This is a genomic window from Celeribacter sp. ULVN23_4 (assembly GCF_054788345.1).
In genome coordinates, this window is record NZ_JBTVYO010000008.1 from 1 (window position 1) to 19,840 (window position 19,840).

Here is a 19,840-nt window from a genome sequence, read left to right on the forward strand (position 1 = left end):
TCTGCCCTCGTCGCCCACGCCAAGGTCGCCGAAGCCGCCGTGGTCGGCATGCCGCATGAGCTCAAGGGCCAAGGCATCTACGCCTATGTCACGCTCATGAACGACGTGGAGCCTTCCGAGGACCTGCGCAAGGAACTCGAAAAATGGGTCCGCACCGAGATCGGCCCGATCGCCAAGCCGGACTTCATCCAATGGGCGCCCGGTCTGCCGAAAACCCGCTCTGGCAAAATCATGCGCCGCATCCTGCGTAAAATCGCCGAGAACGACACTGGCTCCCTCGGCGATATCTCAACCCTCGCCGAACCCGCTGTCGTCGAGGAGTTGATCAGCAATTCGATGTACAGCGCGAATGGGTAAAGCCCAAAAAGTTCGAACCCTGAACTTAGCGCCCCAAACGAACATCTGTAACAATATCGCAAAGGTCGCCCCCTGTGGGCGGCCTTTCATTTTGCAATAACCTCCCCTCATTACTCCTTATGTGACCAGCACGACAAAACATCGCCGTCAAAACCTGCACGCAAATCCTTTCGAAACGCTTAATTCCGATGCGTGCGACCCCGACAATTCATTAAAATTGTCGCAATCCCGGTCTATCCACAGAAATTTCGCGACGTCGTCCGCAGATGAAAAGAGAAAGTTAACTTTCATCTGCGCAGCATCAGTCATGGAAACACGTGAGATCATAGATGAGTCTGTGTGGGAGGAGCTAGCCGATGCGGTTGAGGCCCCGCTCTCTCAGCGATGGCTGTATGGCGAGGCGGCGAAGCGGATCGGACGTGATGCCCGCCGGCTCTGCATCTATGAGCGCAGCACCCCGGTCGCTCTAGCGCAGATGGTATTGCGCCCCTTTATGGGCCTCCATGTCAGTGTCGCTCTACGAGGCCCCCTGTTTTTCACCGCGGCACCGGGAACGGAGACCCAGCGCAGTGTCGTGAAAGACCTGCGCCGCGCCCTACCCTTGGGGGTGAAGTTCATGAGCCCGGATCAGCGCCTGCGCGGCTCGCTTGGCCACCTTGGCCTCTCCGCCCCGCCGGAAGTGGTCGAGCTTGACCTGCGCCCGAACCTGTCCGACATGCGGCTCAGCCTCAATGGAAAATGGCGCAACGCTCTGAAAAAGGCCGAAAAATCGGAACTGCGCGTGATCCGACTCGCGCCATCCCCCTCGGTTCTGCGCCCTTACCTCATGTTGGAGAAACATCAACAGGTGCAGCGGCGCTATCGCGGCCTCCCTCCAGAGTTTGCCTTGGCGATTCAGGATGTTGCGCCGAAATCCCTTCGGCTTTTCGAGGCGGATGACGCGTTCATGCTGTTCATCCTGCATGGAAATTCCGCCACGTATCAGATCGGCCACACCGGTCCGCGCGGACGGGCGGTGAATGCGCATAATCTGATCCTTTGGGAGGCAATCAAACGGCTGAAACTTGAGGGCATCAGGCGGCTTGATCTCGGTACAATCGACACACGCCGCGCGCCGAATTTGGCGCGTTTCAAGCTCCGCACCGGGGCAACAGCCCGCGTTCTCTCCCCCGCAGCCTTGATGTAAATGATACGCTAATCAACTGTATTTAAAAAATAAACAAAAAGAAGGCGCGCTTTTCAAATATTTTTACGGAACAATGAGCCGCCCCCGTTCATTGTCTCTCCATACCACATGCAAACGCATGATTGAGAGGAGAATACAATGAAGACCCTGACGCAGAAACTGATGACCACTGCAGCCGCGATCACCTTGCTGGCCACGCCGGCATTGGCTGAAATCTCGACCCAGACGGAGGCCGATGTCACCTCTGACGGCGTCACCATCGAGCAGAGTACAGAGGCGGACAGCACGCTTGGCGCCGACATTGAAAATGGTGTTGAAACGGCGGAAGACACCGGCTCTGAGATTTGGCAAGAGACCAAGGACGGTGCATCTGACATGGCCGAGGCCGCAGGAGATGCAGCCTCTGACGCTTGGGATGCGACCAAATCCGGCGCCGAAAAACTGGCCGACGCGCTCACGACCTTTGGCGACGAGACCGTGACCGAAATCACCGGGACCAAGGTCCTGTCGGACGATGGATCTGATGTGGGTGAGATTGACGCAATCGTCACCGCCGAGGGCGACACCATGGCCGTGGTCGGAATGGGCGGCTTCCTCGGCATCGCAGAACACGATGTGCTGGTGCCGGTTGATGAATTTGCCATGGTCGACGACAGCACCGTGATGATCGAAGGGGTCACCAAAACCGAACTTGAGGCCATGCCGGACGTTGATGTCTCCGCCTACAATGAGGTGGACGGTGAGATGACGCTGGAACAGGCGATGCAGTCGTAAGGCTTCACGCAAAATAAGCCCCCCCTTCGCGCATAAAACCCCGCCCGGACGGTCCTCCGGGCGGGGGTATTTTTCTTCACATGATCAAGCGTTTATTTGAGCGCAGCGTCGGTGATTTCCAGCGTGTAGGCGCCTTCCGGCTCCTTGGTGATCACCGGATCGGAGCCACCGGACAGCAGCGATGCCACGGTGCGATCGTAGTCCGCCACATCCAAAGCACCGTTGGAGCCAGCGGTCAGCTTGGCAACCTCGGTCATCATACGCTCTTGGTGCTTCATGGTCTGCGCGCCGGTTTCATCGTACTCAAGCACGATCTCTGCAGCTTCGGTCGGGTTCTCCTCGGCATATTTCCAGCCTTCCATGGAGGCCTTCACGAAACGCACCATTTTGTCTTTGAACGCCTCATCAGACAGGCTGTCTTCGAGCACGTAGAGACCATCTTCGAGGGTCGCAACGCCCTGATCTTCATATTTGAAGGTGATCAGATCGTCGGCGGAAATGCCAGCATCGATGACCTGCCAGTATTCGTTGTAGGTCATGGTGGAGATACAGGCGGCTTGCTTTTGCAACAGTGGATCGACGTTGAAGCCCTGTTTGAGAACGGTCACGCCGCCCTCGGAGCCGTCGGTCGGGATGCCGAGCTTGCCCATCCAGGACAGGAACGGATATTCGTTGCCGTAGAACCAAACGCCAAGCGTTTTGCCCGGGAAGTCTTCCGGACCGGTGATGCCGGTTTCTTTCAGACAGGTCAGCATCATGCCCGACGATTTGTAGGGCTGTGCGATGTTCACCACTGGCGCACCGTTTTCACGGGCAGCCAGAGCGGAGGGCATCCAGTCGACCATGACATCGGCGCCGCCGCCCAGGAGAACCTGAACCGGAGCCACATCGGGGCCGCCCGGTTTGATCGTCACGTTCAGGTCTTCCTCCTCATAGAACCCTTTTTCCAACGCGACGTAATAGCCGGCGAACTGAGCTTGGGTCACCCATTTGAGCTGCAGCGTCACATCGTCTGCGGCAAACGCACCGGACGCCATCGTGGCAAGAGCGGCAGCGCTCGTCAGGAACTTCTTCATAGTCTTACAACCTCCAAGTTGTCGAAATGGCCGAGGTATTCCCCCTCGTGCCTTTGATTGCGCGAGATCACCCGCGTTGTGAGGGGTGCCAAAAGGTCACCCGTTTTTCGATGCCCGCCACGATGCCGTAAAGCGCCGTGCCGGTCACTGCGGACACCACAATCTCAGCCCAAACCATATCCGTTGCCAAGCGTCCCATCTCTGTCGTGATGCGAAAGCCCATGCCCCGGATCGGAGAGCCAAAATATTCAGCAACAATCGCCCCGATCAGCGCCAGAGACGTTGCGATTTTCAAACCGTTGAACAGGAACGGCAGAGCGGCCGGACCGCGCAGCTTGTGCAGAGTCTGCACATGCGAGGCGGCATAGGTCCGCATCAGGTCACGATGCATCGGGTCGACGGCGGCGAGACCGCCGAGAATGTTCACCAGCATCGGGAAGAACACCATCACGGCGACCACAGCGGCTTTGGACTGCCAGTCGAACCCGAACCACATCACCATGATCGGCGCGAGGCCTACGATGGGCAGTGCGGCGAAGAAGTTCGCCACCGGCAAAAGCCCGCGCTTCAGGAAGTCGAACCGATCGATGATCAGCGCCACGATCAGAGCGGCCAAAGTGCCCATCCAGAGCCCGTTGAGCGCGCCTTTCACCACGGTCTGCACCCAGTCCACCCAAAGGATCGGGCCCGAACGCGCCATCGCTGCGGCAATCGCCGTGGGCGGGGGCAGGATCGCCGGAGAGATGCCAAACACCCGCACGATGACTTCCCAAAGGACCAGCACAGCGAGACCAAAGCCCACCGGCCACGCGATTTTTTCGAATGTCGTATCCGGACGGCTCATGCGGTGCGCCCTCCCATCAGGTGCCGGGCCAGCTTTTCAAAGCTGCCGACGAGGAAAATCAGAATAGCCGCGAGGATCGCCGCCGCGAAGAGCGCCGCCCACATGATCATCGGTTCGCCGAACTGCGAGCCGATCAGCATCCGCGCGCCAAGACCGGCAATCGCGGAGGTGGACAGCTCGGCCACCACGGCACCGACAAAGGCCGCCGCGACGGAGACTTTCAACGAGGCGAAGAAATACGGCATCGAAGACGGCAGACGGAGCTTCCAGAACACTTCGCTTTGCGACGCGCCATAGGTGCGCAACAGGTCAAGCTGCATATGATCGGGACTTTGCAGGCCTTTCACCATCGACACCATGACCGGGTAGAAGCTGAGGTAAGCCGCGATGATCGCTTTGGGCACCATCAGCGTGCCGGTCCCGGCCGCGTTCGACAGCACCACGATGATCGGCGCAAGCGCCACAATCGGAATGGTTTGCGAAATGATCGCCCAAGGCATGAGCGTCAAGCGCCCCACCCGGCTCAGCACGATGATCGTCGCCAGCACGATGCCGATCACGATGCCGAAACCAAAGCCGAGAAGCGTGGTCTTTAGCGTGATCGAGCCTTGATAGACCATCGAGCGTTTTGAGGTGATCTTCTTTTGAACCGTGGTTTTCCAAAGCTCCGAGACAATCTGATGCGGCGCAGGCAAAAGCGGGCGCGATTGGGACATGGTATCAGACACCAACGCGCCAAATGTCACCTCGGTGCCTGCGCGCTCGGCCTGATCATAGGTCCATGTGCTGTTCATCTTGATCGCAGCGCCGTACCAGACGACGACCAGAACCGCGAGGACGGTGAGAATGGGGATGATCTTATTCATGCGCGCCACTCCATACGATATTGAGCAGGTTCGCCCGGAGCTTCCGGCGACAGCTCATCGGTGATCGCAAATCCCTCACGCTCGTAAAACCGATGCGCCGCCACGTTCGGCTGGTGCGTTTGCAGCCAAAGGAACTCCCGTCCCTCCTTGGCCCGATCAATCAGCGCCTTGCCGTGACCCTGCCCGGTCTTTTGCAAATAAATCGCACCGAGTTTCTGCGCCATAGGATCGACTGACATATAGCCTTCGACTTGCCCAGAGACTGCGTCCGTCACGACATACATTTCGCGGGAGTCGAACATTTCGTCCATCAGCCCGACGATCATGTCTTCCGACGTGCCTTCCGGCATCCACGAGGTTTCGCGCTCCCAAGCCACGACGATTTTCGCCATGTCGAGAATATCGTCGCGGGTGGCTTCTCTGATCTGCGTGCTCATAGGCGGCCTCGCAGATCAGCTGCCGCGTGCCCGACAAAAGTCCGACGCAAGTCCGACACTTTGCCGACAGCGGTTTTCACCGAAATCACCTTCATTCCCCATGCCCCGCTCTGAGGCCCTCACGGACACGGTGGGCGATTTTGATAAACTCCTCGCTGTCGCGAATTTCAAGCGGGCGCTCTTTCGGCAGCGTGCTCTCGATCACATCGGTGATCCGGCCCGGACGCGGGCTCATGACGACGATTTTCGTCGATAGATATACAGCCTCGGGGATCGAGTGCGTCACGAAACCGATGGTCTTATTGGTGCGCGCCCAGAGCTTGAGAACCTCTTCGTTCAACTTGTCGCGGACAATCTCATCCAGCGCGCCAAAGGGTTCATCCATAAGAAGAATTTCCGCGTCAAACGCCAGTGCGCGAGCGATGGAGGCCCGCTGCTGCATGCCGCCGGAAAGCTGCCAGGGGAACTTCTTGCCGAAGCCTTTGAGGTCCACGAGATCGAGCACTTTCTCGACGCGTTTGTCCATATCCTGCTTCGGGAAATCCATGATTTCCAACGGCAGTTTGATATTGCCCGCAATCGTGCGCCAAGGGTAAAGCCCCGCCGCTTGGAAGACATAGCCGTAAGCGCGCGCCTTGCGGGCCTCATCCGGGCTCAGCCCGTTGACCGTGAGCTTGCCGCCCGTCGGCGTTTCAAGCCCGGCGATACAGCGCAGGAATGTCGTTTTACCGCAACCCGACGGGCCGATGAAGGACACGAAATCCCCCTTGTCGATCTGGAGGTTCACATCTTTCAACGCATGCACCGGACCATCGTTCGTCTGGAACGTCAGGTCCACACCCTGTGCGTCAATCACTGGCTTTTTCATTTGGCTTATGTCTTTGTTCTTGCCGGGCTTTATCCCGAACTGTCCCCTTAAAACAGAGCGGGCCGTTCAGCGGCCCTGCCCCAAACTTATCTGCCTAGATCAGACCCCTGTTACCGGAATGCCCGCTCGCTCGACCGGACGCGGCGCGGTCAGCTCTTTCCATTTGGAGAGCGCCGTGTTCACCGTGGCGTTCGGGTCGCGGGCGACGAACGCGCCGTGACCTTCCTTGGCCTTCAACTCCCCGTTGTCCACCGCCACATAGCCGCGGGTCAGAACATAGCGCGGCAGCGCGGTGACCTCGACCCCCTCGAAGACGTTGTAATCGATGGAGGAGGCCTGCGTTTCCGCTTCGATGGTTTTCGACATGGACGGGTCCATCACGACGATATCGGCATCCGAACCCACCAAAATCGCGCCTTTCTGCGGGTAGCAGTTCAGGATTTTCGCGATATTCGTGGAGGTTACGGCCACAAACTCATTCATCGTGATCCGTCCGGTTTCGACGCCTTTGGTCCAGAGCACCGGCATGCGGTCCTCAAGCCCACCCGTCCCGTTCGGGATTTTCGAGAAGTCGCCAACGCCGTAGCGTTTCTGCTCGGTGGTGAAGGCACAGTGGTCGGTCGCGACGCAGGACAGCGTCCCGGAGGCAAGACCCGCCCAGAGGCTGTCTTGGTGCTTTTTGTTGCGGAACGGGGGCGACATCACACGGCGTGCGGCGTGGTCCCAGTCCTCGTTGAAATACTCAGACTCATCGAGCACGAGGTGCTGGATCAACGGTTCACCCCAGACGCGCTTGCCGTTCATCTTGGCGCGGCGAATGGCTTCGTGGGCTTCCTCGCAAGAGGTGTGCACCACATAGAGCGGCGCGCCCGCCATGTCGGCGATCATGATCGCGCGGTTGGTGGCTTCGCCTTCGACCTGCGACGGGCGGGAATAGGCATGCGCCTCCGGCCCGGTGTTGCCCTCAGCCAGAAGCTTCGCAGTCATTTCAGCCACAAGATCGCCGTTCTCAGCGTGGACCAGCGGCGTTGCGCCCAATTCGGCGCAGCGTTTGAAGGAGGCGAACATCTCATCGTCGTTCACCATCAGAGAGCCTTTGTAGGCCATGAAGTGTTTGAACGTGTTGATGCCCTTCTCGGTCACGGTCTTCATCTCGTCGAAGACCTGCTCGGACCACCAGGTGATCGCCATGTGGAAGGAATAATCGCAGCAAGCGCGGGCGGATTTGTTGTCCCAGACCTTGATTGCATCGAGCAGGGATTGCCCCGGATCAGGCAGCGCGAAGTCGATGACCATCGTGGTGCCCCCGGCCAATGCCGCGCGGGTGCCTGCGTAGAAATCATCCGAGGAATGGGTGCCCATGAAAGGCATCTCAAGGTGGGTGTGCGGGTCGATCCCGCCGGGCATGATAAAGCAGCCGGTCGCGTCGAGAATTTCGTCGCCCGTCAGGTCCGGCCCGATCTCAACGATTTTGCCGTCTTCGATTTTCACGTCTGCCTTGTAGGTCAGATCCGCGGTCACAACCGTACCGCCCTTGATCACCTTGCTCATAAGTCTCTCCTTGTTGGCAAAAGCGGCGCGCCGGTCTCCCGGCGCGTCTCTGCTTCTTCTTAGCTCAAATACTCACTCGACAATCTCAGCGGTTTCAAGCACCGCGTGCAACAGAACATCTGTGCCCGCAGCCGCCCAGTCCGGCGTGATCTCTTCGGCCTCGTTGTGCGACAGACCATCGACACAGGGGCACATGACCATCGTCGTCGGCGCAACAGCGGCAGCCCAGCAGGCGTCGTGGCCCGCGCCGGAGACGATATCCATGTGCGAATAGCCCAGTTTTTCCGCCGCATTGCGCACATTGGAGACGAGCTCTGGCGTGAAAGTCACCGGATCGAAGTGACCCACGGCTTCCACGGAACAACCCACATCGATCTCGTCGCAAATCTTGGCAGCACGTTCTTCGATGATCGCGCGCATCTTGTTGAGTTTTTCGAGGTCCGGCGTGCGGATATCGACCGTAAAGACCACGGTGCCCGGCAGCACGTTGCGGGAGTTCGGGGAGAATTGCACCTGACCGACACCGCCCACGGCATTCGGTTGGTGATCCATCGCCACGTCCTGCACCATCTCAAGGATACGGCCAAAGGCCAGACCCGCATTGGTGCGCATCGCCATCGGGGTGGAACCGGTATGCGCCTCTTTGCCCGTGAGCGTAAATTCGAGCCACCACAAACCCTGACAATGGGTCACAACACCGATGTCTTTGCCTTCGGCCTCAAGGATCGGCCCCTGCTCGATATGCAGCTCATAATAGGCGTGCATCTTGCGGGCGCCGACCTCCTCGTCGCCTTTCCAACCGATGCGTTCCAGTTCCTCACCGTAGGTTTTGCCTTCGAGGTCGGTCCGCGCATAGGCGTAATCCATCGTGTGCTTGCCAGCAAAGACACCGGAGGCCAGCATCGCCGGTGCAAAACGTGCGCCCTCTTCGTTGGCCCAGTTGGTCACAACGATCGGGTGTTTCGTCTTGATGCCAAGATCATTCATCGTCCGCACGGTTTCCAGCGCGCCCAGAACACCCAGAACACCGTCGTATTTCCCGCCCGTCGGCTGGGTGTCGAGGTGGGAGCCAACATAGACCGGCAGTGCTTCCGGATCGGTGCCTTCGCGAGTCATGAACATCGTGCCCATAGCATCGACCCCCATGGTCATACCCGCGTCTTCACACCATGTCTGGAACAGTTTGCGGCCATCTGCGTCTTCGTCGGTCAAAGTCTGGCGATTACACCCTCCGGCGATGCCCGGCCCGATCTTTGCCATCTCCATCAAGCTGTCCCAAAGACGTTCGGAGTTGATTTTAAGATTGTGATCGGTGCCCATAGGACCCTCCTGAGATATTGACCATTTGGTCAATACATTGGCTGCCCCACTTCCAAGATTGCAAAGAATTTTCCATGGCACTATCGGGTTTCGCCGAATTCCTGATCCTTTGAATAAAAAATAAGCAGAAACGTCACAGAAGTCACCATTGATAGACCGCTCACCTCGGGGCAAAGGCGCAAAACCATCGAATGTCTTGAAGTGAGTCTCCGGTTTGGAGATCGGAACCTGAAAACTGTGCGCAGACGATACCATAAATAAATTGGAATGATATCTTCACAGGCAGCCTGCACCTCTGTGTACAGTGCAAGCAGGACACACCGAGCAGGTCACAGGCACCAAATTTTGTGCTTTGACGCTTTTTTTAGAAAACGTGATGCGCTAACTCATAGCAATAATAACTCATAAAAAGGGACGGTAACGCATGGCTCCGCGACGCCAACCACGGACGAGAATCCAGAAAAAGAACACGGAAACCATTCTGGAAGCCGCTTTGGACGTCTTTTCCCAACATGGTTTCAGAGGCTCGACTCTCGACCAGATCGCCAAGGCGGCGGGGCTCTCAAAACCGAACCTGCTTTATTATTTCCCTTCGAAAGTCGCCATACACCGCGAGTTGATCGATGGTTTGATGCAGACCTGGCTCGATCCCCTGCGCAAAATGCAGGCCGAGGGCGAGCCTGTCGAAGAGATCATGGCCTATGTGCTCCGCAAACTGGAGATGGCGCGGGAATATCCCCGTGAGAGCCGCCTGTTTGCCAATGAGATCGTTCAGGGCGCGCCCAACATCATGGACAAGATCGAGGGCGAACTGAAATATCTGGTCGAAGAGAAATCCAAGGTGATTGAGGGTTGGGTCTCCACCGGGCGCATCGCGCCGGTCGACCCGACGCATCTGCTCTTCTCGATCTGGGCCACGACGCAGCATTACGCCGATTTCGACGCACAGATCCGTGGCATCCTGCATCCTGAAGGTGACAGCCATTTCGAAGACGCCCGCGCGCATCTTGATACGCTGTTCCGCCGGATGCTCACCCCGACCTGAGACGACGTTAACCAAAGACACAAAAAACACCAAAACCCCAGGTGCCGTTAACACTTGGGATACCATACCCTATTATAAAGAAGGATGGTGGGGGCTCCTGGAACAAGGAGCTTGAGCATGACCAATTTAACGGGCGTGCCGTCTTTCGGTGGAGGTGGATTTGCCTTCCGGCAACCTCCTGATCCGCCGGAACCTGCCGTTCCCCAGGTCGCGAAAACCGCGCTGAATGGAACGGCGACATATACGAAAGGGAACGAGCTTCCCGGCCAGAACGGCACCAAACTCTCCTATGAGCGAACCACTGACGAGGCGTCTGCCACGTCGGCGCGCAGGACATCCATGTCCGAAGATCAGAGCGCACATACGGCGTATGACCCCGATCTGCCCGACGATATTCTCGTCGGTCCGACACCGGCGTTTCAAGCCTCCGTACTCGAAGTCGAACTTGACCTGCGCAACACCATCGCTGAACTGGCCGCAAAACGGAGCCAAAGCACGGACGAGGCCGCAATCGCTCCGGCGACGACCGCCTCGCGTCACGCGAACGAACCAGTGCCCAAGCCGACAGAGGCTTTGAGCGACAGTTCGACGACCTCAGAACGCGACGCGGAAGACAGCGCGGCGATCAATGCGCCGATCAATGCGGCTGTGTCCGAGGACCAAGGCCCGGAGGCCCGCGTTGCCGGACCTGCGGCGGTGCTGCCAACACCATATGAAGGCTAGTGCCCCCGATGGCTCAAGAATGACCCATCGCACACCATCTCACTACGCAGCAAAGCGCTGAATAAAAAGTACCCCGCGCCAAGGGATCAAGCACGGGGTCCAGTAAGTCTTTGTGTTCAAAGCACACCCGACAGCGATTGCTGCCTCGGGGCCAAAACATTTGTCTATAATCGCGCGGCAGGTTCCCCACCGCGCGCTAAGATTATTCCGCCGAACACGCCGCCACATTGTTCGGATGCGTCGTCCAGTTGGCATAGTCGCCGACCTTCCGACCCGTGCGCTCGTCCAGCTCACCCTTTTCAAGCGTTTTCATGGTGATACAGTCTTCGACCGGACAGACATTGACGCAGAGATTACAGGCAACGCATTCGTCATCCTTCACGGTGAAAACACGATCCGCACTCATCTCGATGGCTTGGTGGGACGTATCTTCACAGGCCGCATAGCAACGTCCGCATTTGATACACTCGTCCTGATCGATCACCGCCTTGGTGACATGGTTCAGGTTGAGATATTGCCAATCGGTGACATTCGGCACCGCACGGCGGGAAATCTGGTCGACAGAGGTAAAGCCCTTCTCATCCATGTACTGGCAGAGGCCGGAAATCATCTCCTGCACGATCTTGAACCCGTAGGTCATCGCCGCCGTGCAGACCTGCACGTTTGAGGCACCAAGCGCGAGGAACTCCGCCGCATCGCGCCATGTGGTCACGCCGCCGATGCCCGAAATCGGCAGGGACGCCGTCTCCGGATTGCGCGCGATCTCGGCCACCATATTCAAAGCGATGGGTTTCACCGCCGGGCCACAATAGCCGCCATGCGTGCCTTTGCCGTCGATCATCGGCTCCGGGCTAAAGCTGTCGAGGTTCACGGAGGTGATCGAGTTGATCGTATTGATCAGGCTCACAGCATCCGCCCCGCCCCGCAGAGCGGCCTCGGCCGGGTAGAGAATATTGGTGATGTTCGGCGTCAGTTTGATGATCACCGGAAGGTCGGTCGTCTCCTTGCACCAGCGCGTCACCATCTCGATATAGTCCGGCACCTGCCCCACGGCGGAACCCATGCCGCGCTCTGCCATGCCATGCGGACAGCCGAAGTTCAGCTCGAACCCGTCACAACCGGTCTCTGCAATACGCGGAATGATGGTTTTCCAGCTCTCAGCGTCGCAGGGCACCATAACGGAGGCGATCAGCGCGCGGTCCGGGTAGTCCTTTTTCACCCGCGTCATCTCTTCGAGGTTCACTTCAAGCGGGCGGTCTGTGATCAGTTCGATGTTGTTGAGCCCGAGAAGACGACGATCCGCGCCGTGAATGGCGCCGTATCGCGGCCCGTTGACATTCACGACAGGCGGCCCCTCCTCGCCCAGTGTTTTCCAGACCACACCGCCCCAACCGGCCTCAAAAGCGCGGCGGACGTTATATTCCTTGTCGGTCGGCGGCGCGGAGGCCAGCCAGAACGGGTTCGGGCTTTTGATGCCACAAAAAGTGCTTGTCAGATCGGCCATGGCTCAGCCCTCCATCAGCTTGGCGTGGATGTCTTCTGCGGCATCGCGGCCCTCGGCCACCGCCGTCACGGTCAGGTCTTCGCCGCCCGAGGCGCAGTCGCCCCCGGCCCAGACGCCCTCAATCGAGGTCCGCCCAACGGCATCCACCGCGATCTTACCGCCGGTGATATCGATCCCCTCAGGCGCACCGTCGAGGGTCTGGCCGATGGCCTTGAACACCTGATCGGCAGGCAGGCGGAAGGTCTCGCCGGTGCCCTTCAGGCTGCCGCCCTCTTCCGACGTATATTCGAACTCAACCTCGGCCACGGTGCCGTTGCCATACACCGCAACGGGGGCGGCGTTGTAGAAAATCTGCACGCCCTTCGAGGTCGCGAGATCCTGTTCATACGCAGAGGCGGACATGCGCGCGCGGCCCCGGCGATAGACCATAGAGACGTTCTGCGCGCCCAAAAGTTTCGCCTGAACGGCGGCGTCCACGGCGGTCATGCCGCCACCGATCACCACAACACTTCGCCCAATGGGAAGTTTCGACAGATCATCGGCCTGACGCAGCTCCGCGATGAAATCGACGGCGTCCACCACGTTGTTCTTATCTTCACCCTCTGCGCGCAGCGCGTTGACGCCGGCCAGACCAATGGCGAGGAACACCGCGTCATACTCGGACTTGAGGCTGTCCAGTGTCAGCCCGTCGCCGAGCTTTTTGCCCGTCTCGACCGTAATTCCGCCGATCTGCATCAACCAATCGATCTCTTTCTGGGCATAGCCCTCCGGCGCCTTGTAGGAGGCGATGCCATATTCGTTCAGCCCCCCGGATTTCGGACGCGCATCGAACATCACAACGTCATGGCCCTTCAGCGCCAGACGATGCGCCGCAGACAGGCCCGCAGGCCCCGCCCCCACAACGGCGACGGTCTTGCCGGTCGGCTCTTCGCGCGCGAACGGATGGACACCTTGCGCCATCAACGCATCGGTGGCGTAGCGTTGCAGACGGCCGATCTCCACCGGCTTGCCTTCGGCGACTTCGCGCACGCAGACCTCTTCGCAAAGGGTCTCCGTCGGACAGACACGGGCGCACATGCCACCCAGAATGTTCTGCTCCAGAATGGTCTTTGCCGCCGCTTCCGGCGTGCCCGTCAGTATCTGGCGGATGAACAACGGCACATCGATCGAGGTCGGACAGGCGGTCATGCACGGGGCATCGTGACAGAAGTAGCAGCGATCAGCGGCCACCAGCGCCTCGTGGTGAGCGAGCACCGGGTGCAGATCGGAAAACTGCGCCTGATAGCTCTCCGCTGGCAGGCGTCCGGCCTGAATCCCGAACGTCAACGGCGTGTTGGACATGAAGCTTGCTCCCTGTTGGCTGGCTTGTCTTGTGATTCAGCGTGGCAGGAGATCATTTTTTATCAAGCGGTAAAATTTAAGAGTCGGTCATTTTCGAACTTTCCCGCAACGCTATGCCACATAATAATGCGCAACCGCCCAAATCATGGGCAGGGTTCCCCGCATCCGAGAGGTCGGAACGCCGGAAATCGGGTTTTCACGCAACGTCACAGCGCCTATATACGTGGGACAGAAGACAAATCAGCCCGGGCCCATCGACGAAAATGACAGCCGGGCGGGCCATAACCCGAGTGGAACATATGACAAAGCAAAACGACGCCGACGTGGCTTTCATCCAGGCGCTTGCAGAACTCCTCAGCGCAAATGAACTCACCGAACTCGAAGTCATGCGCGAATATGGCGACAACGACAGCCTGAATGTCCGTGTGAGCCGCGCAGCTCCGCAACAAGTGGTGCAAACCGTCGCCGCACCGGCACCGGTCGCAGCCGCCCCCGCAGCCGCAGCACCTGCTGCCGCTCCGGTCGCAGCGAACACCCCCGATCCTGCCGAGGATCCGAACGCAGTTGCCTCCCCGATGGTGGGCACCGCCTATCTCTCCCCGGAACCCGGCGCTGCCGCGTTCGTGAAGATCGGCGATCAGGTCTCCGAAGGTCAGACCCTTCTCATCGTCGAAGCGATGAAGACCATGAACCACATCCCGGCACCGAAATCCGGGACCGTGAAGCGCATTCTCGTGGATGACGGCCAACCGGTCGAATTCGGCGCCCCCTTGATGATCATCGAATAAGGGGCCTCCCGATGTTCGATAAAATCCTCATTGCCAACCGTGGCGAGATTGCCCTCCGGGTGATCCGCGCCTGTCGCGAGATGGGCATCAAATCGGTTGCCGTGCACTCCACCGCCGACGCCGACGCCATGCACGTGCGCATGGCCGACGAAGCGGTCTGCATCGGCCCGAATTCCTCGGCTCAATCCTACCTGTCCTTCCCGGCGATCATCGCCGCCTGTGAAATCACCGGCGCGCAGGCGATCCACCCGGGCTACGGCTTCCTGTCGGAAAACGCCGCTTTCGTGCAGATCGTGGAAGATCACGGCCTGACCTTCATCGGACCGTCTGCGGAACATATCCGTCAGATGGGCGACAAGATCACCGCGAAAGACACCGCAGAAAAACTCGGCATCCCGGTGGTGCCCGGTTCCAAAGGCGGTGTGCCGGACGTGGAAACCGCCAAGAAGACCGCAGCCGAGATGGGCTATCCGGTCATCATCAAAGCCACCGCTGGTGGCGGTGGTCGCGGCATGAAGGTCGCCCTGTCGGAAGCCGAGCTTGAAGTCGCTTTCCGCACCGCTCGCTCCGAAGCAAAAGCCGCCTTCGGCAATGACGAGGTCTACATGGAGAAATATCTCCAGAAGCCGCGTCACATCGAGGTGCAGGTGTTCGGCGACGGCCAAGGCGGCGGCGTGCACCTTGGTGAGCGCGACTGCTCGCTTCAGCGACGTCACCAGAAGGTGTTTGAAGAGGCCCCCGGCCCCTGCATCAGCCCGGAAGAACGCGCCCGCATCGGCGGCATCTGCGCCAAGGCGATTGGCGAAATGGGCTATCGCGGCGCGGGCACCATCGAATTCCTCTATGAGGACGGCGAGTTCTATTTCATCGAAATGAACACCCGCCTTCAGGTGGAACACCCGGTGACCGAGGCGATCTTTGGTCAGGATCTCGTGCGTGAACAGATTCGCGTCGCGTCCGGCGAAAAACTGTCCTTCTCGCAAGACGATCTCACGATCGACGGCCACGCCATCGAAGTGCGGATCAACGCAGAACGCCTGCCGAACTTCGCACCCTGCCCCGGCAAGGTGACGCAGTACCACGCGCCCGGCGGTCTTGGTGTGCGGATGGACTCGGCGCTCTACGCCGGCTACTCCATCCCGCCCTATTACGACAGCCTGATCGGCAAGCTGATCGTCCATGGCCGCGACCGCGACGAAGCGTTGGCACGTCTCGACCGTGCGCTTGGCGAACTGATCATCGACGGGGTGGACACCACGGTGCCGCTGTTCCATGCGCTGCTGCAAGACAAGGACATCCAGACCGGGGATTACAACATCCACTGGCTGGAAAAATGGCTCGCCGCCCAGTTCGGCTAAGCCCTTTGACATCACAGACAAAGGCCGCCTTTTCAGGCGGCCTTTTCTTTTGCCGAGAACAGCGCCAAAGTCGCCCCATGAACCACGTCGAACTCACCCCGGAACTGATCCTGCAAGCCTATGCCAACGGCGTCTTTCCGATGGCGGAAAGCCGGGATGATGACAGCCTGTTCTGGGTCGATCCCCGCGAACGCGGCATCATTCCTCTGGACGGGTTTCATATCTCCCGCTCACTCGCGCGCGTGATCCGGCAGGAGCGCTACAGCGTCACACTCGACCGCGATTTCATGGGGGTGATGGAGGGCTGCGCCGACCGGGAGGAAACCTGGATCAACGACACGATCTTTGATCTCTATGGCCAATTGCATGAGATGGGGTTCGGTCATTCCATTGAGGTTTGGGAGGAAGATCGTCTTGTCGGCGGCACCTACGGGCTGGCTCTGGGCACAGCGTTCTTCGGGGAAAGCATGTTTTCACGCGTCACGAATGCTTCGAAAATGGCGCTGTCCTATCTCGTGGCACGCTTGCGCCTCACGGGGTTCACACTGTTCGACACGCAATTCCTGACCGAGCATCTTGCCAGTCTCGGCGGGATCGAAATCCCCCGTGTTCAGTATCACGCGCTGCTGCGCAAAGCTTTGGAAACACAGGCCGATATCACAGCACTGGACCGTCCGCTCACTCCTGAGCTTGTTCTGTCGGAAGTGCGCAAGTGAGCGGCCAGATGTCGTAACGCGGATGATCCATCGCGTTCAGAGCCGGGCTCGACGCCATCATCCAACCAGAAAACACCGCCCCCTCTTCGTCCTCGGTCCGCACAATGAGATAGGCGTAAGCATCGCCTGACGGGTTGTTCTCAGGATAGCGGCAATCATCCAGTGTGACGGCAATTCGACCAAAGGTCTGGGTCTCGCCTTTTGCCAGCGCCAAATCCTCGACCTTGCCGGTGAGCTTATCGAGCGCCCGCACGGTCCCGCCGGTCGCGTCAACGACCTTTTCCTGCACTTCTGTGGTGATGTCCTGCAACTCCTGCTGAAAACCACTGTTCGGCAGGTTTTGCAAATCCTCAAGCGACAGACCGCCAGCGCCAAAGCCACCGACATTGGTGTTCTCGTCGAGCGGCGTGATCGTAATCTGGTCGAGCCCTGTTTCGAGATCGTCATCGAAACCGGTGTCCTGCGCCACGGCAGGCAGGCTCAGCGCAGAAAGCGCTGCCGTCAAGATCATCACGGAACGGATCATTCAGTGCTCCTGTCGTCACTTCCTGTGACGAATTTCAGCAGAAGGTTGATCAGGCTGACCGAGCCTTGCGTGTCGGCGATCACCTGACCGTCTTCGAAATTGAACATCGAGCCGCCCGGCACAAGTTCGACAAAGTTTCCGCCCAGAAGGCCTTCGGAAGAAATCATCGCCGCGGTGTCATCCGGCAACAGCACATCGCCATCGAGCGTCAGATTTGCCTCTGCGCGGAACGTGTCGTGGTTGAGATCAAGCCCCGTGACCGTGCCAACCTTGACCCCGGCCAAACGCACGTCGGTGCCGGTCGAAATCCCTTCGGCAGAGCGGAAGGAGGCGGTCAGTTGGTAATGGTCGGGCGCAGAGGCCCCGATGCCGGTGACCTGTCCGGTGTAAACCAGAAAGCCAAGCGCAAGAGCGATCACACCTGCGCCGACGGCGACCTCTGTCGGATTCTCCGCCATTATTCGGGCTGCCATGCCTCGTAGTCACTGCGCTCCACCGGATGCGCGCGACGGATGGACCCTGCGGGGGCATAGGCGGCGGGCGTACCGGTCAGGTTTTCCACATGTTCCTTTTCCCAAGGCTTGTGGTCGAGCGGTTCGTGACCCGGATGGTTTGCGAAAGTGTGATGCAGCCAGCCATGCCAGTCAGGGCTGACACGCGTGGCTTCGATATCGCCATTGTAGACGACCCAGCGGCGAGTATCCGCCTCGTTGCGGTAGAACTTGTTGCCCTGCGCGTCTTCGCCAACTTTAACGCCGTGGCGCCATGTGAAAAGTTGGGTGCCGATGGTCCCATCTTTCCACCAGATGAGAGACCGCAGTGCCGTGTTCAAAATCCCCATGACGTCGTCACCTTTCGAATTTCGCTTGGTTCTTTCTATGGACCATCCGCACGACAAGGTCCAGAGGGCAGCACCGGGCAAACGGGGATTTGAACGCCCGCCCCGCCGCAAAGCAAAACCCCGCCGATCAGGGCGGGGACTGCAATCTTTTCAGTTTCCGATCATGGGCGCACCGAAGTGCTGAGGATCAGGACGCCGTCGCTTCCTTGGCTTTCCCTTCGGAGAAGATCATCAACGGCTTCGCGTCAGAGCCAACGGCCTCTTCGTTCACAACGACCTCGGAGACATTGTCCATGCCCGGCAGCTCGAACATCGTGTCGAGCAGGATGTCTTCAAGGATGGAGCGCAGGCCCCGTGCACCGGTTTTACGCTCGATCGCGCGTTTGGCGATGGCCGACAGCGCCTCTTCAGTAAAGCTCAGCTTGGTGTCTTCAAGCTCGAACAGGCGCTGATACTGTTTCACCAGCGCGTTTTTCGGCTCGGTCAGGATGGTGACAAGCGCGTCTTCATCAAGATCTTCAAGCGTTGCGAGTACCGGAAGACGACCGACGAATTCCGGGATCAGACCGAATTTCAGCAGATCCTCGGGCTCAAGCTCTTTGAACAGCTCGCCCACGCCGCGATCATCGTCGTTCTTCACATCGGCACCAAAGCCCATGGCCGTGCCTTTGTTGCGCTGCGCGATGATCCGGTCGAGACCAGCAAAAGCGCCACCACAGATGAACAGGATGTTCGTCGTGTCCACTTGCAGGAATTCCTGCTGCGGATGTTTGCGCCCGCCCTGCGGCGGCACGGAGGCGACAGTGCCTTCCATGATTTTCAGTAGCGCCTGCTGCACGCCCTCGCCCGACACGTCGCGAGTGATCGAAGGATTGTCGGACTTGCGGGTGATCTTGTCGACCTCGTCGATATAGACGATGCCGCGCTGCGCGCGTTCGACATTGTATTCGGAGGCCTGAAGCAGTTTGAGAATGATGTTTTCGACATCTTCGCCCACATAACCGGCCTCGGTCAGGGTGGTCGCGTCCGCCATCGTAAACGGCACATCGAGAATACGAGCAAGCGTTTGCGCCAGAAGGGTTTTACCGCAACCGGTCGGGCCGATCAGCAGGATGTTCGACTTCGCAAGCTCGATATCCCCCGCGCCCTTGGCGGCGTGGTTGAGACGTTTGTAGTGGTTGTGCACAGCAACAGACAGCACGCGTTTCGCGGTCGCCTGACCGATCACGTAATCGTCCAGAACCTGACAGATTTCTTTCGGCGAAGGCACGCCCTCGGAGGATTTCAGACCGGATGTCTTGGTCTCCTCACGGATGATGTCCATGCAAAGTTCGACACATTCATCACAGATGAAAACGGTCGGCCCCGCAATCAGCTTGCGCACCTCATGCTGGCTCTTGCCGCAGAAAGAGCAGTAAAGCGTGTTTTTGCTGTCGCCACTGGATGAATTGCTCATCACATTCCCCTGAGCCCTCACGGACCCTCTAACGTTGCCTTTCCGCCCGAACATGTCCGGACGATTGTATCATGTGTCGGTTTTCGGCCCTCACCGAACCGCTTCGCACCAAATGAACATCCCCGAGAAATCTCCCGGCCTCTCTTGGCGCAAATCCTTTTGCGTCCCCGGAAGTGTAGGACAGCGATTTTTCGGGTACAATGGCAAAATCTCTTTCGCCCACATGCCCAAAAAGCCAACCTCCTCCGGTTTTGGCCCGCGGC

General features: G+C 59.0%; 21 protein-coding genes. 8 read left to right on the forward strand and 13 right to left on the reverse strand.

The features are described 5' to 3' along the window. The 3 genes from ACYBHZ_RS15670 to ACYBHZ_RS15680 all read left to right on the forward strand — a co-directional run. A partial coding sequence (locus ACYBHZ_RS15670) for an AMP-binding enzyme (protein ID WP_460275229.1) occupies nt 1-357 on the forward strand: 357 nt, incomplete at its 5' end. Nucleotides 358-664: 307 nt separating this feature from the next. Then, complete coding sequence (locus ACYBHZ_RS15675; protein ID WP_460275230.1) at nt 665-1,543, forward strand: GNAT family N-acetyltransferase; 879 nt, start codon at nt 665-667, stop codon at nt 1,541-1,543. Between the two features lie 138 nt (nt 1,544-1,681). After that, nucleotides 1,682-2,317 (forward strand): PRC-barrel domain-containing protein, encoded by a 636-nt coding sequence (locus ACYBHZ_RS15680; protein ID WP_460275231.1) that lies wholly within the window; start codon nt 1,682-1,684, stop codon nt 2,315-2,317. 92 nt (nt 2,318-2,409) lie between these two features. Here the strand turns inward: ACYBHZ_RS15680 and ACYBHZ_RS15685 are convergent, their stop codons facing one another. From ACYBHZ_RS15685 to ACYBHZ_RS15715, 7 genes are all read right to left on the reverse strand, one after another. Then, on the reverse strand, nt 2,410-3,393 hold the full coding sequence (locus ACYBHZ_RS15685) for an ABC transporter substrate-binding protein (RefSeq protein WP_460275232.1): 984 nt from the start codon (nt 3,391-3,393) through the stop codon (nt 2,410-2,412). A 67-nt stretch (nt 3,394-3,460) separates the two neighbouring features. After that, the gene (locus tag ACYBHZ_RS15690) at nt 3,461-4,237 is read right to left on the reverse strand and encodes an ABC transporter permease (RefSeq protein ID WP_460275233.1); all 777 of its coding nucleotides are present in this window, start codon (nt 4,235-4,237) and stop codon (nt 3,461-3,463) included. Next, the gene (locus ACYBHZ_RS15695) at nt 4,234-5,103 is read right to left on the reverse strand and encodes an ABC transporter permease (RefSeq protein WP_460275234.1); all 870 of its coding nucleotides are present in this window, start codon (nt 5,101-5,103) and stop codon (nt 4,234-4,236) included. The genes ACYBHZ_RS15690 and ACYBHZ_RS15695 overlap by 4 nt, the downstream gene beginning before the upstream one ends. Then, nucleotides 5,100-5,540 carry a GNAT family N-acetyltransferase gene (locus tag ACYBHZ_RS15700; protein WP_460275235.1) on the reverse strand — a complete coding sequence of 147 codons (441 nt, stop codon included), beginning with the start codon at nt 5,538-5,540 and terminating at the stop codon, nt 5,100-5,102. Before ACYBHZ_RS15700 ends, ACYBHZ_RS15695 begins: the two co-directional genes overlap by 4 nt. 91 nt (nt 5,541-5,631) lie before the next feature. Then, nucleotides 5,632-6,408 carry an ABC transporter ATP-binding protein gene (locus ACYBHZ_RS15705; RefSeq protein WP_460275236.1) on the reverse strand — a complete coding sequence of 259 codons (777 nt, stop codon included), beginning with the start codon at nt 6,406-6,408 and terminating at the stop codon, nt 5,632-5,634. Between the two features lie 99 nt (nt 6,409-6,507). Continuing rightward, nucleotides 6,508-7,959 (reverse strand): dihydropyrimidinase, encoded by a 1,452-nt coding sequence (gene hydA, locus ACYBHZ_RS15710; RefSeq protein WP_460275237.1) that lies wholly within the window; start codon nt 7,957-7,959, stop codon nt 6,508-6,510. A 72-nt stretch (nt 7,960-8,031) separates the two neighbouring features. Next, the gene (locus ACYBHZ_RS15715) at nt 8,032-9,279 is read right to left on the reverse strand and encodes a Zn-dependent hydrolase (protein ID WP_460275238.1); all 1,248 of its coding nucleotides are present in this window, start codon (nt 9,277-9,279) and stop codon (nt 8,032-8,034) included. A gap of 424 nt (nt 9,280-9,703) precedes the next feature. Here ACYBHZ_RS15715 and ACYBHZ_RS15720 point away from each other — a divergent pair, with 424 nt between their 5' ends. After that, nucleotides 9,704-10,324 carry a TetR family transcriptional regulator C-terminal domain-containing protein gene (locus tag ACYBHZ_RS15720; protein WP_460275239.1) on the forward strand — a complete coding sequence of 207 codons (621 nt, stop codon included), beginning with the start codon at nt 9,704-9,706 and terminating at the stop codon, nt 10,322-10,324. A gap of 117 nt (nt 10,325-10,441) precedes the next feature. After that, nucleotides 10,442-11,047, forward strand: coding sequence for a hypothetical protein (locus ACYBHZ_RS15725; protein ID WP_460275240.1), 606 nt, complete (start codon nt 10,442-10,444; stop codon nt 11,045-11,047). A gap of 202 nt (nt 11,048-11,249) precedes the next feature. Here the strand turns inward: ACYBHZ_RS15725 and preA are convergent, their stop codons facing one another. Both preA and ACYBHZ_RS15735 read right to left on the reverse strand, forming a co-directional pair. Beyond that, a complete protein-coding gene (gene preA / locus ACYBHZ_RS15730; protein WP_460275241.1) occupies nt 11,250-12,551 on the reverse strand; it encodes an NAD-dependent dihydropyrimidine dehydrogenase subunit PreA in 1,302 nt (433 codons plus the stop codon). A gap of 3 nt (nt 12,552-12,554) precedes the next feature. Next, on the reverse strand, nt 12,555-13,892 hold the full coding sequence (locus tag ACYBHZ_RS15735) for an NAD(P)-dependent oxidoreductase (protein ID WP_460275242.1): 1,338 nt from the start codon (nt 13,890-13,892) through the stop codon (nt 12,555-12,557). A gap of 299 nt (nt 13,893-14,191) precedes the next feature. On the opposite strand from ACYBHZ_RS15735, the gene accB reads away from it, so the two are divergent. From accB to aat, 3 genes are all read left to right on the forward strand, one after another. After that, nucleotides 14,192-14,680 (forward strand): acetyl-CoA carboxylase biotin carboxyl carrier protein, encoded by a 489-nt coding sequence (gene accB, locus ACYBHZ_RS15740; RefSeq protein ID WP_460275243.1) that lies wholly within the window; start codon nt 14,192-14,194, stop codon nt 14,678-14,680. Nucleotides 14,681-14,691: 11 nt separating this feature from the next. Continuing rightward, nucleotides 14,692-16,038, forward strand: coding sequence for an acetyl-CoA carboxylase biotin carboxylase subunit (gene accC, locus ACYBHZ_RS15745; RefSeq protein WP_460275244.1), 1,347 nt, complete (start codon nt 14,692-14,694; stop codon nt 16,036-16,038). 77 nt (nt 16,039-16,115) lie between these two features. After that, entirely contained in the window at nt 16,116-16,754 is a 639-nt protein-coding gene (gene aat / locus ACYBHZ_RS15750) for a leucyl/phenylalanyl-tRNA--protein transferase (RefSeq protein ID WP_460275245.1), read from the forward strand. On the opposite strand, the gene ACYBHZ_RS15755 is transcribed toward aat, so the two are convergent. The 4 genes from ACYBHZ_RS15755 to clpX all read right to left on the reverse strand — a co-directional run bounded on the left by ACYBHZ_RS15755 (nt 16,717) and on the right by clpX (nt 19,577). Then, complete coding sequence (locus ACYBHZ_RS15755) at nt 16,717-17,280, reverse strand: DUF2155 domain-containing protein (RefSeq protein ID WP_460275246.1); 564 nt, start codon at nt 17,278-17,280, stop codon at nt 16,717-16,719. The genes aat and ACYBHZ_RS15755 overlap by 38 nt on opposite strands. After that, nucleotides 17,277-17,738 (reverse strand): outer membrane lipid asymmetry maintenance protein MlaD, encoded by a 462-nt coding sequence (mlaD, locus tag ACYBHZ_RS15760; protein ID WP_460275404.1) that lies wholly within the window; start codon nt 17,736-17,738, stop codon nt 17,277-17,279. The genes ACYBHZ_RS15755 and mlaD overlap by 4 nt, the downstream gene beginning before the upstream one ends. Further along, nucleotides 17,738-18,121 carry an NADH:ubiquinone oxidoreductase subunit NDUFA12 gene (locus ACYBHZ_RS15765; protein ID WP_460275247.1) on the reverse strand — a complete coding sequence of 128 codons (384 nt, stop codon included), beginning with the start codon at nt 18,119-18,121 and terminating at the stop codon, nt 17,738-17,740. The genes mlaD and ACYBHZ_RS15765 overlap by 1 nt, the downstream gene beginning before the upstream one ends. A 187-nt stretch (nt 18,122-18,308) precedes the next feature. After that, nucleotides 18,309-19,577 (reverse strand): ATP-dependent Clp protease ATP-binding subunit ClpX, encoded by a 1,269-nt coding sequence (clpX, locus tag ACYBHZ_RS15770; protein WP_460275248.1) that lies wholly within the window; start codon nt 19,575-19,577, stop codon nt 18,309-18,311. Between the last annotated feature and the right edge of the window lie 263 nt (nt 19,578-19,840).

Coding starts and splice junctions, on each gene's coding strand:
- ACYBHZ_RS15675 (WP_460275230.1), top strand. CDS start 665: ATGGAAACACGTGAGATCATAGATGAGTCTGTGTGGGAGGAGCTAGCC.
- ACYBHZ_RS15680 (WP_460275231.1), top strand. CDS start 1,682: ATGAAGACCCTGACGCAGAAACTGATGACCACTGCAGCCGCGATCACC.
- ACYBHZ_RS15685 (WP_460275232.1), bottom strand. CDS start 3,393: ATGAAGAAGTTCCTGACGAGCGCTGCCGCTCTTGCCACGATGGCGTCC.
- ACYBHZ_RS15690 (WP_460275233.1), bottom strand. CDS start 4,237: ATGAGCCGTCCGGATACGACATTCGAAAAAATCGCGTGGCCGGTGGGC.
- ACYBHZ_RS15695 (WP_460275234.1), bottom strand. CDS start 5,103: ATGAATAAGATCATCCCCATTCTCACCGTCCTCGCGGTTCTGGTCGTC.
- ACYBHZ_RS15700 (WP_460275235.1), bottom strand. CDS start 5,540: ATGAGCACGCAGATCAGAGAAGCCACCCGCGACGATATTCTCGACATG.
- ACYBHZ_RS15705 (WP_460275236.1), bottom strand. CDS start 6,408: ATGAAAAAGCCAGTGATTGACGCACAGGGTGTGGACCTGACGTTCCAG.
- hydA (WP_460275237.1), bottom strand. CDS start 7,959: ATGAGCAAGGTGATCAAGGGCGGTACGGTTGTGACCGCGGATCTGACC.
- ACYBHZ_RS15715 (WP_460275238.1), bottom strand. CDS start 9,279: ATGGGCACCGATCACAATCTTAAAATCAACTCCGAACGTCTTTGGGAC.
- ACYBHZ_RS15720 (WP_460275239.1), top strand. CDS start 9,704: ATGGCTCCGCGACGCCAACCACGGACGAGAATCCAGAAAAAGAACACG.
- ACYBHZ_RS15725 (WP_460275240.1), top strand. CDS start 10,442: ATGACCAATTTAACGGGCGTGCCGTCTTTCGGTGGAGGTGGATTTGCC.
- preA (WP_460275241.1), bottom strand. CDS start 12,551: ATGGCCGATCTGACAAGCACTTTTTGTGGCATCAAAAGCCCGAACCCG.
- ACYBHZ_RS15735 (WP_460275242.1), bottom strand. CDS start 13,892: ATGTCCAACACGCCGTTGACGTTCGGGATTCAGGCCGGACGCCTGCCA.
- accB (WP_460275243.1), top strand. CDS start 14,192: ATGACAAAGCAAAACGACGCCGACGTGGCTTTCATCCAGGCGCTTGCA.
- accC (WP_460275244.1), top strand. CDS start 14,692: ATGTTCGATAAAATCCTCATTGCCAACCGTGGCGAGATTGCCCTCCGG.
- aat (WP_460275245.1), top strand. CDS start 16,116: ATGAACCACGTCGAACTCACCCCGGAACTGATCCTGCAAGCCTATGCC.
- ACYBHZ_RS15755 (WP_460275246.1), bottom strand. CDS start 17,280: ATGATCCGTTCCGTGATGATCTTGACGGCAGCGCTTTCTGCGCTGAGC.
- mlaD (WP_460275404.1), bottom strand. CDS start 17,738: ATGGCGGAGAATCCGACAGAGGTCGCCGTCGGCGCAGGTGTGATCGCT.
- ACYBHZ_RS15765 (WP_460275247.1), bottom strand. CDS start 18,121: ATGGGGATTTTGAACACGGCACTGCGGTCTCTCATCTGGTGGAAAGAT.
- clpX (WP_460275248.1), bottom strand. CDS start 19,577: ATGAGCAATTCATCCAGTGGCGACAGCAAAAACACGCTTTACTGCTCT.